The 15,745-nt window shown below is 38.3% G+C and carries 11 protein-coding genes, 3 tRNA genes and 1 riboswitch; of the genes, 4 read left to right on the top strand and 10 right to left on the bottom strand.

The window, feature by feature from the left end; all coding sequences use genetic code 11:
• Nucleotides 1-35: 35 nt before the first annotated feature.
• Together RT723_RS13970 and RT723_RS13965 are read right to left on the bottom strand one after the other, a co-directional pair.
• A complete protein-coding gene (locus RT723_RS13970; protein WP_315947675.1) occupies nt 36-506 on the bottom strand; it encodes a hypothetical protein in 471 nt (156 codons plus the stop codon).
• On the bottom strand, nt 506-1,648 hold the full coding sequence (locus tag RT723_RS13965; protein ID WP_315947674.1) for a PepSY-associated TM helix domain-containing protein: 1,143 nt from the start codon (nt 1,646-1,648) through the stop codon (nt 506-508). Before RT723_RS13965 ends, RT723_RS13970 begins: the two co-directional genes overlap by 1 nt.
• A 224-nt stretch (nt 1,649-1,872) precedes the next feature.
• Here RT723_RS13965 and RT723_RS13960 point away from each other — a divergent pair, with 224 nt between their 5' ends.
• Complete coding sequence (locus RT723_RS13960; RefSeq protein ID WP_315947672.1) at nt 1,873-3,954, top strand: TonB-dependent siderophore receptor; 2,082 nt, start codon at nt 1,873-1,875, stop codon at nt 3,952-3,954.
• Between the two features lie 91 nt (nt 3,955-4,045).
• Here the strand turns inward: RT723_RS13960 and RT723_RS13955 are convergent, their stop codons facing one another.
• Together RT723_RS13955 and RT723_RS13950 are read right to left on the bottom strand one after the other, a co-directional pair.
• The gene (locus RT723_RS13955; protein ID WP_315947671.1) at nt 4,046-5,002 is read right to left on the bottom strand and encodes a PDC sensor domain-containing protein; all 957 of its coding nucleotides are present in this window, start codon (nt 5,000-5,002) and stop codon (nt 4,046-4,048) included.
• 400 nt (nt 5,003-5,402) lie between these two features.
• Nucleotides 5,403-6,482 (bottom strand): WD40 repeat domain-containing protein, encoded by a 1,080-nt coding sequence (locus RT723_RS13950; protein ID WP_315947670.1) that lies wholly within the window; start codon nt 6,480-6,482, stop codon nt 5,403-5,405.
• Nucleotides 6,483-6,752: 270 nt separating this feature from the next.
• Here RT723_RS13950 and RT723_RS13945 point away from each other — a divergent pair, with 270 nt between their 5' ends.
• Nucleotides 6,753-7,616, top strand: a complete 864-nt coding sequence (locus tag RT723_RS13945) for a tetratricopeptide repeat protein (RefSeq protein ID WP_315947669.1) — start codon at nt 6,753-6,755, stop codon at nt 7,614-7,616.
• A 20-nt stretch (nt 7,617-7,636) separates the two neighbouring features.
• Here the strand turns inward: RT723_RS13945 and RT723_RS13940 are convergent, their stop codons facing one another.
• Nucleotides 7,637-8,236 carry a 1-acyl-sn-glycerol-3-phosphate acyltransferase gene (locus tag RT723_RS13940; RefSeq protein WP_315947668.1) on the bottom strand — a complete coding sequence of 200 codons (600 nt, stop codon included), beginning with the start codon at nt 8,234-8,236 and terminating at the stop codon, nt 7,637-7,639.
• Between the two features lie 227 nt (nt 8,237-8,463).
• Here RT723_RS13940 and RT723_RS13935 point away from each other — a divergent pair, with 227 nt between their 5' ends.
• Nucleotides 8,464-8,748 carry a MazG nucleotide pyrophosphohydrolase domain-containing protein gene (locus tag RT723_RS13935; RefSeq protein ID WP_216056100.1) on the top strand — a complete coding sequence of 95 codons (285 nt, stop codon included), beginning with the start codon at nt 8,464-8,466 and terminating at the stop codon, nt 8,746-8,748.
• A gap of 19 nt (nt 8,749-8,767) precedes the next feature.
• Here RT723_RS13935 and RT723_RS13930 read toward each other — a convergent pair whose 3' ends face one another.
• From RT723_RS13930 to RT723_RS13910, 5 genes are all read right to left on the bottom strand, one after another.
• Complete coding sequence (locus RT723_RS13930) at nt 8,768-11,176, bottom strand: sensor domain-containing protein (RefSeq protein ID WP_315947667.1); 2,409 nt, start codon at nt 11,174-11,176, stop codon at nt 8,768-8,770.
• An 80-nt stretch (nt 11,177-11,256) separates the two neighbouring features.
• The gene (locus RT723_RS13925) at nt 11,257-11,688 is read right to left on the bottom strand and encodes a hypothetical protein (protein ID WP_315947666.1); all 432 of its coding nucleotides are present in this window, start codon (nt 11,686-11,688) and stop codon (nt 11,257-11,259) included.
• Between the two features lie 1,272 nt (nt 11,689-12,960).
• Nucleotides 12,961-13,036, bottom strand: a tRNA-Phe gene (locus RT723_RS13920).
• Nucleotides 13,037-13,075: 39 nt separating this feature from the next.
• Nucleotides 13,076-13,151: transfer RNA gene (locus RT723_RS13915), tRNA-Thr, on the bottom strand.
• A 50-nt stretch (nt 13,152-13,201) separates the two neighbouring features.
• Nucleotides 13,202-13,277, bottom strand: a tRNA-Phe gene (locus tag RT723_RS13910).
• A 214-nt stretch (nt 13,278-13,491) separates the two neighbouring features.
• Nucleotides 13,492-13,604: riboswitch (TPP riboswitch) on the top strand.
• Nucleotides 13,605-13,727: 123 nt separating this feature from the next.
• Here RT723_RS13910 and thiC point away from each other — a divergent pair.
• Nucleotides 13,728-15,710, top strand: coding sequence for a phosphomethylpyrimidine synthase ThiC (gene thiC, locus RT723_RS13905; protein WP_315947665.1), 1,983 nt, complete (start codon nt 13,728-13,730; stop codon nt 15,708-15,710).
• The last annotated feature ends 35 nt before the right edge of the window (nt 15,711-15,745 follow it).

The following is a 15,745-nucleotide window of genomic DNA, read 5'->3' as shown; positions in this document are numbered from 1 at the left end:
CAAGCCTTTTTCTGTTTCAATAATACAAACTCAGGTTAATCTGTGATCAGAGCTTTTGGTAATTCCCAGTTTGTTACCCACACACCACCTTGCCAATCTTCAATGGTTACCCACACTTTATGCTCTGTAGTTAATGTTTTTGGGGCAATTCCATGTACTTCTTGACCATGTTGGCTGCCATGTAAAATTCCTTCATCATGCTGCTGAAGTTCTGCTAAAGACAAAGCATGTGTGCCAATATTTAAGTAAGCCTGCCGAATATCTTCAACGCTACCTTGACTAAAGATGATAAAAAAATCTTTAGTATAATGACCATCATGTAAATATGGCGGATCTAGGTTGTAAGGCATAGGTGCAATTTCGAATGACCCCACCTTATGTTTTTCCCACACTGGCGGAAATACCGGATATAACGACTGATACAAAAAGTAAAAAGGTAAGATTAAAACTAAACCGTTAAGTTTGTATTTATGGCGAGATAAAAAACGGGTTATTGAACTGTTCATTACATTGTTTCCTGTTCTTTAGGTGTATCTTCTTTTCTAGCGGCTTTCACCGTTCTAGTACCCCACATTAGAAAGCCTGTTATTGACATACCAGTTAATAATATGCCAAATAGAAACCAAATAAGCTTGGTCCAAATACCGCCAATCGTCCCATAATGCAGAGGATCTGCAATATGTGACAAGGTTTGTAAACTAGTCATTTGAACAGGTTCACGTACACTTTCTATATCACCATTCCATGGATTAACACTTACACCATACGCATATTTATCATGGAAGATGAAATCACCTTCGCCATATAGTTTATAAGTATCTCTAAAATGTTCTGGAGGCATAAGATACGTACTTTTGAACTCAGGGAATTTTTTCTTAGTTATCTCTAACGCATCCATAAAGGTTAGCGGGCGAACCGGAGTGTCTTTTACTGTAGGTAACTCCATAACCGAAACCAATGGTGGATGATCTTCCAGAGAGTAATCTGCATGCCATAATACAGCTTGAATTAAGTACCATAATCCAGTCACACTCATAACAAGTAAAAACCAAATAGACCAAACACCGGCCAACCTATGCATATCTGCAAGTACTGTTTTTTTACCTTGGTTTGTTCTAATTTTGGGTTGTGTGAACGAGCGCCAGAATTTCTTATAAATAAGTAAACCTGTGATCAGCGCCCCCAACATAACAAAAGACATTAAACACACTAGGTAATAACCAATGCTGTAATTACTTTCCCAAGGGAATAACAACCAACCATGTAATGAGCGCATAAAATTAATAAACGTCATGCCTTGATTTATCTCTTGAATTTCACCTGTGTATTGATTGACATAAGCAATTGCGAAGGGTTTATCGCTGTCAGTAAAAATTACCGCATTAACTAAGTAATCTTCAAAATTCATTGCGGTACTGACTTTTGCCGTTGGGTAAGCCTGCTCAACTATTGAAATTAATTCCGGCATTGGTTTTTCTGGTAAGTCGTCAGGATTTAAAGCTCGTGCGGCTGGGTTTGTTAGCCAAGTTAATTCATGACTGACAACTGAAATAGTGCCCGTTAAACAAATGAAACAGAAAATTAACCATATAGGCAATGAAAACCAACCATGAAGTTGAAACCAAAAACGATTACTTACCTTTGCCATTTGTTACCTAATTTAATTGAGTTAGAAAATATGAGGGGCGCTATCTTATCCTGTCAGTAGCTAAGACTTCAAGATAAATCTAAATGACAATCATTTCCATTTAGAATGGAGCCAGAATAAACCAGAACTAAATGATAATCATTATCATTTACATATTATTTAACTTTACGTATACTGCGCCAAATCTTCACTCTTCCTAAAATATACAAAGGTAATATCTAAAAATGAAAATGAGTCATAATTTTGCACTTTCTGCAGTAGTTTTAGCGATGGGCTTCCATGCTCAAGCACAAGAAGCAAACTCAGAAACTAAGATTGATCAAGACACCGTTGAAAAAGTGATTGTTGTTGGCACTCGAACAGAACAAGCAAGTAAAGGTGCTACGGGTCTGACAATGGAGCTGAATGAAACACCACAATCTATCAGTGTGATCACATCTGAACTTCTTAAAAACTATGGTGCAAATAGTTTAAATGACGCCTTAAAGTTAGCTACAGGAGTGACTGTAGAAGAATATGAAACCAACCGTACAAACTATACTTCTCGTGGTTTTGATATTAAAAGCACTCAAGTCGATGGTGTTGGTATGCCAAATAACTGGGGCATAGTGACAGGTGCAATGGAATCCTATGGATATGACGAAATTGAAGTAATACGTGGTGCCAATGGTTTATTAACGGGAGTTGGTAATGCCGCTGGTACTATAAATTATGTACGTAAACGTCCAACCAATGAAAACCAAGGCGAAGTCGGCATTACGCTTGGTTCGTTTGATTTAAAAAGACTGCAAGCAGACTATTCTGCATTATTAACTGACAGTGGCAGTTGGGCAGCTCGTGTGGTTGCTGTTATAGAAGATAAAGAGTCGTATCTTGATGGGTTAACTGACGGCAGAACGTATCTTTATGGTGTTGTTGATGGACAGCTCACTGAAAACTCTACATTAGCTGCTGGTTTTTCCTACCAAAAAGCGAATACTGACGGCAACATGTGGGGTGGGTTAGTATTTAATTATACAGACGGTACTCAAGCTGAGTTCCATACTGGTGCCAGTCCAACACAAGAATGGACGAGTTGGAATACTGAAAACACCAGTGCGTTTATCGAATATGCATATACCTTTGCCAATGACTGGGAAGCGAAAGTAACTTATAACAATCGTACTTCGGAGGATCCTTCAAAATTGTTTTATGTTTATGGCGCTATTGATAAAGCCACTGGGTTAGGACTGAGCAGTTACCCTGGTCGATATGAAGATGAATTTAACGCTGACTTACTTGATATTAATTTAATCGGTGACTTCTCACTATTTGGTAAAGAGCATCAGTTAAACTTAGGCATGAGTAGTTCTTCGAGTAGTCGTAGTTCGCATAATTATGCGGCGTTAACGGGTTGGGATCCTGCTCCGGCGTTTCCTTACGCCCTCGATGCGATACCAGAACCAACTTGGGGTGAACGAACGCTTTATGCTGATATTGATATCACCTTAAATCGTTATTTTGGTTCAACAAAATTTAACGTCTCAGATTCATTTTTTGTTGTGGCTGGTTTTAATGCCATCGATTTTACCCGTGAAGGTATCAACAGTGGCGTATTGATCGATAACGAAGAAAGCGAGTTAAGCCCGTATATTGGCGCAACTTACAGTATTAATGACGATATTAACCTGTATGTAAGTTATTCAGATATTTACCAACCGCAAGAACAGTATGATTTTGATGGTTACTTCTTAGCACCAACCAAAGGCGTTAACTTCGAAGCAGGGATCAAAACCCAATGGTTCAACGATGATTTATTAGCCACGTTTGCGGTATTTTCTGCGGAGCAAGATAACTTAGCTAATTACGCAGGTATAAATGCCAACGGAAACTATTACTACACGGGTATTAATGTTCAATCTACTGGTTTTGAACTTGAATTAGTGGGTAAGATCACTGATAACCTGACCACAACATTTGGCTATACCTCAATCGATATCGAAAGTGACGCAGGTGATAAAGCCAATGAGTGGGCACCTAGAAATGTTATCAATTACACATTTAATTATACGGTCCCTCAAGTACAACAATTAACGGTTGGCTTTGGCGGTAAATGGCAATCTGACATTATCAATACTACTTACAACGTCAAACAAGACGCTTATTTATTGGTTAACGCGTTTGCACGATATGACATTAGCGATAAACTTAACGTACAAGCTAACCTTAATAACCTAACGGACGAAAAATACATTAATACTTTGTATAATGTTGGTTATTACGGAGCGCCAGTTAATGGCAGTGTGAGTTTATCCTATAGTTTTTAATCGTAAGTCGATACAACTGACGAGGTTAAGCCCGAGTTATCGGGTTTAACCTCGTTGTATAACTGTCTCTGTATAACGGCGTTTTTTTACCTCACTTAATCAGTTCTTTTTGAAACATATTTCCCTTTAACAACACTTCTGCTTTGGCGCCTAAGTAAACATAAATACCCAACCCAACCAGTAAAGCGGCCGATGCCCCCATCATAGCGACAGCACTAGACAAATACTCTGGCGACCCTAATACAGACTTAAACATCAACAATAAGGCTTCGATTGATATTGCGATCAAGATGGTAGCAATAAATCGGGTGATGGTTCTGCGAGTTGAGCTGTGTCTAAAGATGTCTTTTTGCATTAAGACTTCTTCTTCCATCGTTGTTTTACCTAAATCAAATATCGCCAATGCCAATGTTAAAAATATAATAATGCCAAAAGGTTTGGACTGGAGATCTTCTGCGCTAGGTGAAATAAACAAACTGACAATTTCACTGCCCGCCGAATACAGTAAAATACCAACAATACAAAACAGCCCAACAACAATGCAAGAGTAAACACTGATGAATAAAGGGTGAAATCGTTTGCGTTTGTTATCCCCCATCAAAAACTCAATGGCATGAGCCAAGTCAATATCCAACACTAAAAAGCCAATCACTTGGCCAGATTTATCTTTATATTTAAGTGCCGTGGAAATACATAAATTGTGACTGGATGTCGATAAGTAAGGTTCAGTAACCACAATGCCGTCGTTATCATTAGCTTTGATAAAGTATGGTCGATAAGAGCGGTCTACACCTTTACCAACACCAAAGTTTTTATGGCTAATTAACTTACTTGATATGTTGGGACTTAGCTGAACCCCTTGATTATCTAGAGTGAACATTAAATCGACAAAAGGGTAATTGTGACGTAACCACTTCATCGACTTGACTAAACTTGTGTCGTCGTTAAAAAACGCCTCATCAAACGCCCCAGCCATAATAGAAGCCATAAGCTCATGAATTGGGTTTTTATAATCGTGGTATCTTTCTATAACGCTTATATAGTTCATAGCACCTCTTATCATTAATACATAATAAAATAAGTTTAACGGCGACAAACCACTATCCGATCCTAGGACATTTACCTATAACTGTTTATTAATTTACAGTCTAAAAAAGTAAACTTGTCCCAGAAAAACTATTTGTTAACTACTCTGAGTGTTCCATATCCCATTGGCTCACCGATATGTGTTTAAGTTGGTAAATAAACTCACCTACTATACTGATTGAATGAATCACTTTATTTATCATCTTCATCTCCAAAAATTTAACCTTGTTACCGTTCAAATTTAGGTAAACCGCGTCAGTTATACAAACGAGTTAAATACAGCTGATAAGTGAAAAAACTTTACCTGAACATTATCATTGAATAATTGGTCATCATTTGAGAATGGCAACGTTGATAGGGATTTACTCGTCTTGGCAGGCACGTTTGTGCGTTAAAACTTTGTCCACATCCCATAATATGACCGAGCCGTCCACACTAGCGCTGGCAACCCTTGCACCATCTGGGCTAAATACAACTTTATTTACATCATCTTTATGGCCATTTAAGTGCTGTAGGCAATCACCAGTTTTTACATCCCAAAACCTAATCGTGATATCTTGGCCATCATTACCGTAATCAAAGTGATACTGTAACAGTTCACCAAATAGGCCTTTATCTCTGTGGCTACTTACAAGGATTGAATCATCAGGACTAAAAGATAACCCGTAAATTGAATACATAGGCTGTTTAATCGATTTCAAAATAGTCCATGTTTGTGTATCCCAAATGTTAATGATGTAATCGTCGCCACCAGATGCCAACAATTTATCATGATGGCTAAACTCAAGTGCCAATACCGCGCCTGAATGTTCATTTAAAGTAGAGAGATATTTTCCCGTTTTGGCATCCCAAATATTAACCTTATTATCTTCACCACCAGTTAATAACCATTGTCCACTGTGGCTATAGGCAACTCCCCATACATCACCTTGATGACGTTTAAGTTCAATATATTCACCAGAACTTACATTCCATATTCTGCCAGTATCATCGGCACTCACACTGGTTAAATGTTGATCATCAGGACTAAATGCAATACCAAACACTGAGCCTTGGTGGCCAGAAAAGGTCTTAACTAAAGCACCAGAGTTTACATCCCAGATTCGTACATTAGCATCATAACTTGCAGTTGCTAAATACTGGCCATCATGACTAAAGCTTAAGCTAGGCACCCCTACTGGATGAAGTAAAGAATGTAAAATTTTACCATTTTCCCGATGCCAAATTTTAACAACAGGATGATAACCAGAACTGGCAATTAAATTGTTATTCGGATGGAAGTCTAAGGTACAGACACTATTTTTATGGGTCTGACAAATGTTGTATTGCTTTTTTACATCGTCATCGGTGAAAGCTTGTTCACTGGTTGTCGCACAACCACTTGAGATAGAAAATATTAACGCTATTAATATCTTAGTTAATTTATTTATCCGTTTCTTCATACGCAAGAGACTACCTTTGGTGATCATATCTACTTTTACCCTTTATCTAACATAAAGTTAATCATTTCACCCAACCATCTTGATAATGTTCTATCACATAACCAATTAGTTTGTTTTGTATCAATAGAACAAGGGGAAAAAACACTATATTAGTATATCCTTAATTTGATACAATATTACCCTAAATACGAACATTTACCCCACTTATCATAGGATAGTTACAGTTTGAAAGTTACGTATATTTATCCTATTTATTTTTTGGCAATGACCATGTTATTCACCTCTTTTTTTGCAGTAGCAAACGAGTGTGATCTCCCTTCTAAAAACTGTTTATCTTGGGTTAATAATCAACTCAAAAATACCAAGCCAAACACAATGAATTGGTACAATTTAAAGTTGTGGCAATTAGATTCTTTAGTGACTGTCAAAGAGTTTAAGTTATTAAGACAAGAGCTAGACGAACTAGAACGTGTTCTAAGTCATCCACCTATGTTTGTTTCTTACTTAAACATTTATAGAGCAAAGCTGTTACTTATTGATGGCGAAAAAGAACAAGCACTCGCATTAATTGAAAAATCGGTAGCCGATTTATCCAGTTTAAATAAGTCCTTCCATAGCCCAATGCGTTTAGTCACTATTGCTAACTTAATGATTAACTTAAAACGTTATGAAGAAGCCCTTAGTTTATTAAAGGAAATAGAACAAGACTATAAGGGCAGTAGAGACTCACACCTAAAACTAGAATTATACGGTAACTTAGGGCATAGCTATCGTTTTTTAAAACAATATGAAGACGCTTTATTAAATTACCAAACCTCCTTACAGCACGCTATCGACTTACAGATAGAGCAGCAAATTGCCACACTCTATATCCATGTAGCTCGTATGCATATGGTACTTGGGGATGCTAAAAAAAGTGAAGATAACTATTTAAATGCAGTATTTCATGCAATTCAAGATGCCAGAACAGCCACTATCATTAACGCAAAGGTATATTTAGCCTCTTTCTACATAGATCAGGAAGCATTATCTAAAGCTAAGTCCGTCGTTGAAGATATTGACCCCAACCAGATTGAAGCACACCAATTTAAAAGATGGGAAGTGATAACGGAAGCCCTTAAAAACTTCCGTTGATATCTGGGCTTACATCACCATTAACTGGTTTTGTCAGGGTGTTTAGCCGGGATTATTCGATAATAGTTTCTTACATATTCCATTGATGCATCCAAATCATCCACGACGATACTTGGGCCAAATCCCATTTCTTTCTTTTTATAATCTAGATGTACCAAATACACAGGAACTTGGGCTTCTTTTGCTATTCGTAAAAAACCGTTTTTCCACTTAGGCACATGGTGACGGGTGCCTTCAGGCGCAAGTGCAAATACCATAGATTCCGAGTGATTAAATTCATTCACAATTTGGCCGACGACCCCTCCTGCTTGTTTTCGATTAATTGGCATCCCCCCTAACCCACCAAGTAATGACTTGATTGGCCAAATAAATATCTGATGTTTCGCTCCCCACACCAGTTTAATGTCCATTGCTAACACTGCAAAAATGGCAATGAAAAAGTCCCAATTAGATGTATGTGGTGCAACACAAATTACACATTTTTTATCTGCAGGAAACTCGCCTTTGATCTGCCAACCTAATAATCCCAACATGCTTCGACCGAACCATCGAGTTAATCGATTCCCTAACCTTGAGTGATGTGTTTGTAATTCAGGTATTGTATTTTTACGTGATGTCATTTTAACGGACCTAATAATTCGCTTTAAAGTAGGAGTTAACTAATGTGATTACCATATAATAAAACCACATAAGCGGCAAAATGTTCCTGTGAACTTATTCACATAAACCGTTAAAAATTAGTATTAATGTGATAAGTCAGCACTAACAAAGTTAACATTGTTGGCTTATTTGCCCAAGCTAGGTATGGTGAGCGACATACTTTAATTAATTCCAGTTAGGCAAATATATGAAAATCAACGACATTGCAAAACAGAACTATGAATGGGTTGAAAAAATGGGATGGCATAATAAAACCACCCTAGAAGCTTTGGCACTCGTTGCATCTGAAGTTGGTGAAGCTATTAACGAATGCAGAAATGAAAAGCCAACCGATGCCTTTGGTGAAGAACTTGCCGATATAGTATTAAGAGTATTAGACATTGCGCACTGGCAAGGGATAGACCTTGAAAAGGAGATCCATGCCAAAATGCAGAAAAATCAGTTAAGAGGTACTAGGGGGAGAAGTAAATAACGTCTCCCCGATTTTTTAATTAATCTAACGCCCAATGGTTTGTTTTGCTCAAGGCTTCAACGTCACCAAGAGGTAAAGGTCTGGCGTATAAGTAACCCTGCCCTTGATCACAACCTAACTCTATTAACAAACTAGCGTGTTCGGATAACTCGATCCCTTCAGCGATAACGGTTAAGTTGAACCCTCTTGCCATATTTATAATCGTTTCGATTAACGCACTATCAGACAGATCTGTATGCATTTCTTTAACAAATGCCTGATCAATTTTTAATTTATCAATTGGGAAGTGTTTTAAATATGACAACGATGAATAACCAGTTCCAAAGTCATCAATAGCAATGCTTACACCGAGTTCTTTTAGTTGTTTAAACAACTCCATAATTGCATCAGCCCGTTTCATGATTGCATTTTCAGTTATTTCTAACTCCAATCCTTTAGGGTCAATCCCACTCTTTTCAATCTGTTGTTTAATGTCATTAAAAAAGTCACCAAAACCAAAATCACGCGGTGAAATATTCAATGACAAACAACCAGTAAAACCACGATCCTGCCAAACTTTCAACTGTTTACAGCCTTGCTCTAACACCCACTTTGAAATGTCATGGATGATCCCACGTTCTTCTGCTAACTCTATAAATTCACTTGCAGACAACAAGCCTTTTTCAGGATGATTCCAACGAATTAATGCTTCAACGCCAGTTAAAGCCCCAGTTAATAAATCAACTTGGGGTTGGTAAAACAGTTCGAGCTCATTTTGTTCAATCGCATGTTTCAGCTGCACAGACAATTTCAACTTCACGTCTGCTTGTTGCAACAAGGATTCGGTATAAAATGAATAGGTATTACGGCCATTTTGTTTTGCTCTGTACATTGCCGCATCGGCGAAAGTGACTAAATTCTCTGCGTCTTTTGCATCGTTAGGGAAAATAGATATACCTATACTCGTACCAATAAACACCTCATTCTCACCACTGAGCATAAATGGTTTATTGATGTCGTTAATTATATCTTGAGCCACCAAGATCAAATCATCTAAGTGAGCAACGCCTTCAACTAAAAGAACAAATTCATCACCACCTATTCTGGAAACGGTATCTGACTGACGCATTCGGTCTGACATTCTATTTGCTACTTGTTTAAGTAATTCGTCCCCTGCAACATGACCTAAACTGTCGTTCACAATTTTAAACTTATCTAAATCAATAAATAAAACCGCTAACTTACTATCTTGTCTTTTCGCTAGTCCAATGGCATGTTTCAACCGAGACTTAAGCATCAATCGATTTGGTAACCCCGTTAATGCATCATAATGCGCTAACCTCTCTAACCTTTGCTCTGATTGTTTTAGGCGTGTTATATCAGAGAAAACCCCCACATAATTAATCAGCTCACCGTATTCATCTTCCACTTTACTGATAGACAATAACTCAGGGTAAACATCGCCATTTTTACGTCTATTCCAAATTTCGCCACGCCAAAACCCTAAGGTATCCACCTGAGAAAACATCTCAGCAAAAAATTCAGGACCATGTCGATTTGAGCTTAATATTGCAGGCGTCTTACCGATAGAGTCCGCTTCTTCATAACCGGTTATCGCCGTAAAACCATGGTTAACTGCAATTATTCTTTGATTTGGGTCCGTTATTAATACGCCTTCCTGTGAGTTTTCAAATACTTTTGCATCTAGCTGTAACTTCTTCTCAATTTCAACTCGTTTTGTGATGTCATGAATGATTGAAAATAATATAGGTGTGTCATCGACCATCATTGGCGAAGTGTGGACCTCAACTTGCCTAATTGTACCGTCTGCTAATTTATGCGGAAATACGGAAAATTTTTGTTCAATATCAAGCGATCTTGCATGTTCAGACTCCGCTTTATCTATTGGAAAACCGCTCAAGTCTTGTATGCGTTTTTTACGCAGTTGCTGGTGGCTGTAACCATAGAATTCAATTGCAGAATCGTTAGCATCTATAATTTTTCCGGAAGTTTGTTCGATAAGAAACATAACCGAATCATGATCTTTAAAGAAAGTTCGGAAACGCTGCTCAGACTCTAATAGCTTTTTAATCGCATCTCTGTGAAGTAATTCAATATTTTGTTTTTGACGAAGGATCAAAAATGTAATCATAAAGATAACTAACGCTAGAGACCAAACCACTAAGTTAATGGAATATGTTAACCAACCTTCTATAGGTTCTGCCGCTATGCGCCAACTGCCATAAGGTAAATTTATGTCGAGTTGTGCTGGCGAAGTATCAAAGATACTAAGGTCACCAAAAAATATTTCTCCATTGGTACCACTGGCGTTCTTACCTCTTAACCCAATCTTAAGGTGATTTTGAGACGTTATCCCACTATCTGATAATATACTTTTATAATCTAAAACAATGGAAGCAATGCCCCATAAATCACCAGTAGACGACACAAATATAGGTTGTCTGGCAATGAGTCCAACTCCACCTTGGACTAAATTTAAGGGCCCTGCGACTATGATCTTATTTAAATTTACGGATTGAATGGCGGCGAGTTTTTGCTCAAGATTTTTTTGTAATCTAAACCAATTGCTTTTTCATTGCCTGCCATAGGGTACATGTGAGAAATGACGAGATCTTTTGCTAAGGCGATATTACGTATTCGGTTATCACTAATTAATGTCTCTCGTGCGAACAATTCAAACTGCTGCTGCGTAAGGTCTGGATTTAACGCAGCGTAAGTTATCAATCCTTGGGGTAACTTCAAGTTTTCATTAATCAGAAATTCAAGTCGAGCTCGAAAGTCAGAAAGCGCACGAGTAACCATAACAACTTGCTCTTGACGATCATGTGTAAATTTCGAATACTCAAAAAAAGCTAAAAAACTAAAGATAAGAAAAGAGGCAAAAACGATACTAAGGGTAAACTTCTTCTTAGGATTTTTATAATACTTTTGTTTTTTCACACAGATCCAAGTGCACTAAGTGCTATTAATTATTTGCGTATTTAACCGTAATAGCATTATAAATACCAGTGGAAAAACCTTTTGTTTTTCTAGGCTAAAGGGCGTTACAAGCTGAGTTCTCAACACATTAATTTAATGTGTGAAATCAGTTCCAAATCAGAAGAATAGAATAATCCTCAATATATTCAACATTTAAGCTTAATAATTGAGATTACTTAGCCAAATGAACCATCCAAAAAAACGCAACGCCTGATATTTAAATGATACTTTATATTGCCGTTAATTAGGGGGAATATAAATAAGGAGCCTTCCCCTGGAAATTTTTGTCTGGAACAAATTTTAACAGCCATAGGCTGGCCGCTTGCGGTGAAATATATGGACGTATTTCATAATCTAACCTCGCGAAGCGAGCGTTCGATTGTGTTGAGACACCATCTTATTATTCCCAACTGCATAACATTGAAATTGAGATCAACTCAATTACAGCAAGATATATTTAATTTGAATTTAATAATATAAGAATGGGGAATATTAAGATGGTGCTCTCCCGGAAAAATTTGTCGGGAACAAATTTTAACAGCCGTAGGCTGGCCGCTTGCGGTGAAATACATGGACGTATTTCATAATCTAACCTCGCGCAGCGAGCGTTCGATTGTGTCGGGCTTAATTTTAATATCCGCCAATGCATATTGTGCAAACGATAAGCGTGCGAAAAACATTCAGACTGAATAACATTTGAAATTGGCGTTAAATAATTGAGGGAATATTAAGATGGTGCCTCGACCCGGAGCATGAATGTCTGGAACATTCATCAACAGCTTTAGCTGGCCCGTAGGGCTTGATGTTGTTCCATTTGCTTATTTACACAATCAGCAAACCAAAACATGCTTGACTCTCTACTCCGGTTTTTATGCAAAGGTCACTGGTTGAAATAGTTAGTACCTACATCCATTTAATTTCTTAAACATGTTTTGTCATGTCTACGATAGGTTTAAAAATCGTTTATGCTTCGCTAAATTGATTTGACGTAGACAGCTATGCCTACAACAATTTATCTCGACTAAACAATTTTTAATTCCTACTGAATTCGCAAATAAACAAGCGTAACAACATATTCATGTATGTACTGAGTCATCGAACTGAGCGAAGCGAACGTTCGATGTGTCGAGAACTATCTTATTCCCTTTAGAAACTAACGTAATATGAACAAATAACAGAATTATTGAATGATGAGTTTAACTAATGAATAAGTGTATTTAGAAGGGAATAAGATGGTGCCTCGACCCGGAATCGAACCAGGGACACGAGGATTTTCAATCCTCTGCTCTACCGACTGAGCTATCGAGGCACATAGTGTGCTTTTTACTTTTGGTACTGTTTAAAAGAGTGGTGCCGACTGCCGGAGTCGAACTGGCGACCTACTGATTACAAGTCAGTTGCTCTACCAACTGAGCTAAGTCGGCACATGATCTTTTAACAAGAACACCGTTAAATTGCCGTATCTATAAAGAAATGGTGCCTCGACCCGGAATCGAACCAGGGACACGAGGATTTTCAATCCTCTGCTCTACCGACTGAGCTATCGAGGCGAATTTAACGGCAGGGAGGATAAAGAAAATAAGGTCAGATAGCAATAGAATTTTTACAAATAATCCTAGCATCCCCTTTACTTGGTTGATATTCAAACAACCTGTTTAAAAGGCAAACTAAATTACACATCCAATATGGTGCTTTACAAATAAGTTATAACGTTAAAACCGTGTATTTGGGGTTGCGCTGAAAAATTGAATAGCTTAGTATCGCCTCGACTTGTCGGAGTGCCAATTACATTTTTGTGTTGGCTGAGATCGCGAAAGCGGGATCCGTAGAACCTGATTCAGACTAATATCTGCGAAGGAAACAAGGGAAATAACACCCGTTTTAGTATTTCACCCGCCCTGGGCGAATCTTAGTAAAATAGGTATTACAAAGCTCCTGTAAATCTACACTCCGTCTTTTGTGCTCAATATTTTGAGCGAATTAACCAAAAGGCAGAAACCATGACTAAACTTACTCGCCGCGAACGTCGCGCACAAGCCGAACAATTTTTAACAAACTGTTCCAACCAACGTTTCCCAAACTCAAAAAAAGTCTATATCGAAGGAAGCACCTACCCGATTAAAGTAGGTATGCGTGAAATATCCTTAGCCGATTCACTCGTAGGCGGTAGCCAAGACAACCCTATTTTAGAACCTAATCAACCTATTCGTGTATATGACACATCCGGCCCTTATACCGACGAAGATACGCAAATTGACGTACATAAAGGGTTAGCTAAATTACGTGCTAGTTGGATTGAAGCCAGAGACGATACCGAAGTATTAGAAGGGGCAACCTCGGGTTATAGTCAACAACGTTTGGCTGACGAAGGCTTAGATCATATTCGTTTTGAAAATCTACCTAAAGTACGCCGTGCCTTACCGGGTAAAAACGTGACTCAAATGCATTACGCTCGTAAAGGTATTATCACGCCAGAAATGGAATATATTGCCATTCGTGAGAACCTAAAACGACAACAACTTAATGACGAGATGTTAACCCAACAACACCCAGGCCAAAGCTTTGGAGCTAGCATTCCAAATGAAATCACTGCTGAATTTGTAAGAGATGAAGTGGCTCGAGGTCGCGCCATCATTCCATCAAACATTAATCATCCAGAAGCTGAACCTATGATCATTGGCCGTAACTTTTTAATCAAAGTAAACGCCAACATAGGTAACTCAGCGGTTACATCGTCTATTGAAGAAGAAGTAGAAAAACTAGTTTGGTCTACCAAGTGGGGTGCCGACACCGTAATGGATTTATCGACGGGACGTTATATTCATGAAACCCGTGAATGGATCATTCGTAATTCTCCTGTGCCAATTGGCACAGTCCCTATTTACCAAGCACTAGAAAAAGTAAATGGCGTTGCCGAAGATTTAACGTGGGAAATTTTCCGTGACACCTTAATAGAACAAGCTGAACAAGGGGTGGATTACTTTACTATCCACGCCGGTGTCTTGCTTAGGTATGTGCCTATGACCGCAAAACGTGTGACCGGAATTGTCTCCCGTGGTGGATCTATTATGGCTAAATGGTGTTTGTCACATCACAAAGAAAACTTCTTATACACGCATTTTGAAGACATTTGTGAGATATGTAAAAAGTACGATGTATCTTTCTCATTAGGTGATGGTTTAAGACCTGGCTCGGTTGCTGATGCTAACGATGAAGCGCAATTTAGTGAATTACGCACCTTAGGTGAATTAACTAAAATTGCGTGGAAACATGATGTGCAAACCATCATCGAAGGTCCAGGACATGTACCTTTACACATGATAAAAGAAAACATGGAACAACAATTAGAACATTGTGGCGAAGCGCCTTTTTATACTTTGGGGCCATTAACCACAGATATAGCTCCGGGTTACGATCATATAACCTCTGGTATTGGTGCCGCTAATATTGGCTGGTACGGTTGTGCCATGTTGTGTTACGTAACACCTAAAGAGCACTTAGGTTTACCCAATAAAGAAGATGTTAAAGAAGGATTGATCACTTACAAAATAGCGGCACACGCGGGTGATTTAGCCAAAGGGCATCCTGGCGCGCAAATTCGAGATAATGCATTATCTAAAGCCCGTTTTGAATTCCGTTGGCACGATCAATTTAACTTAGGATTAGATCCTGAGCGTGCACTTGAGTATCACGACGAAACACTACCACAAGAATCAGGCAAAGTTGCGCACTTCTGTTCTATGTGCGGCCCTAAATTCTGCTCAATGAAAATTAGCCAAGAAGTGAGAGATTATGCTGCTGACTTAGAAGCTGATGCTCAAAGTAAAGGACAATCTATCGCGATTAAACTGCTAGATGAAACCGTCAGCACCGACAGTGCTGCGTTAGAAAAGGCAGTCGCTGAAGTTTCTGAACAAGGTATGGCTGAAAAGTCAGCGGAATTTAAAGCGTCGGGTAGTGAAATTTATCACCCTGCGAAGTAGAAGCCGTTTGTAATACATACCTTATAAATATGAGT

The organism is Psychrosphaera aquimarina (assembly GCF_032461525.1).
GTDB classification, from domain to species: Bacteria; Pseudomonadota; Gammaproteobacteria; order Enterobacterales; family Alteromonadaceae; genus Psychrosphaera; species Psychrosphaera aquimarina.
Note: the sequence above shows the minus strand (reverse complement) of the source record. Positions and strands in the feature narration are given on the sequence as shown.

Bases quoted from the DNA above. Each gene is read 5' to 3' on its own strand.
- RT723_RS13970 (WP_315947675.1), bottom strand. From the start codon at position 506: ATGAACAGTTCAATAACCCGTTTTTTATCTCGCCATAAATACAAACTT.
- RT723_RS13965 (WP_315947674.1), bottom strand. From the start codon at position 1,648: ATGGCAAAGGTAAGTAATCGTTTTTGGTTTCAACTTCATGGTTGGTTT.
- RT723_RS13960 (WP_315947672.1), top strand. From the start codon at position 1,873: ATGAAAATGAGTCATAATTTTGCACTTTCTGCAGTAGTTTTAGCGATG.
- RT723_RS13955 (WP_315947671.1), bottom strand. From the start codon at position 5,002: ATGAACTATATAAGCGTTATAGAAAGATACCACGATTATAAAAACCCA.
- RT723_RS13950 (WP_315947670.1), bottom strand. From the start codon at position 6,482: ATGAAGAAACGGATAAATAAATTAACTAAGATATTAATAGCGTTAATA.
- RT723_RS13945 (WP_315947669.1), top strand. From the start codon at position 6,753: ATGTTATTCACCTCTTTTTTTGCAGTAGCAAACGAGTGTGATCTCCCT.
- RT723_RS13940 (WP_315947668.1), bottom strand. From the start codon at position 8,236: ATGACATCACGTAAAAATACAATACCTGAATTACAAACACATCACTCA.
- RT723_RS13935 (WP_216056100.1), top strand. From the start codon at position 8,464: ATGAAAATCAACGACATTGCAAAACAGAACTATGAATGGGTTGAAAAA.
- thiC (WP_315947665.1), top strand. From the start codon at position 13,728: ATGACTAAACTTACTCGCCGCGAACGTCGCGCACAAGCCGAACAATTT.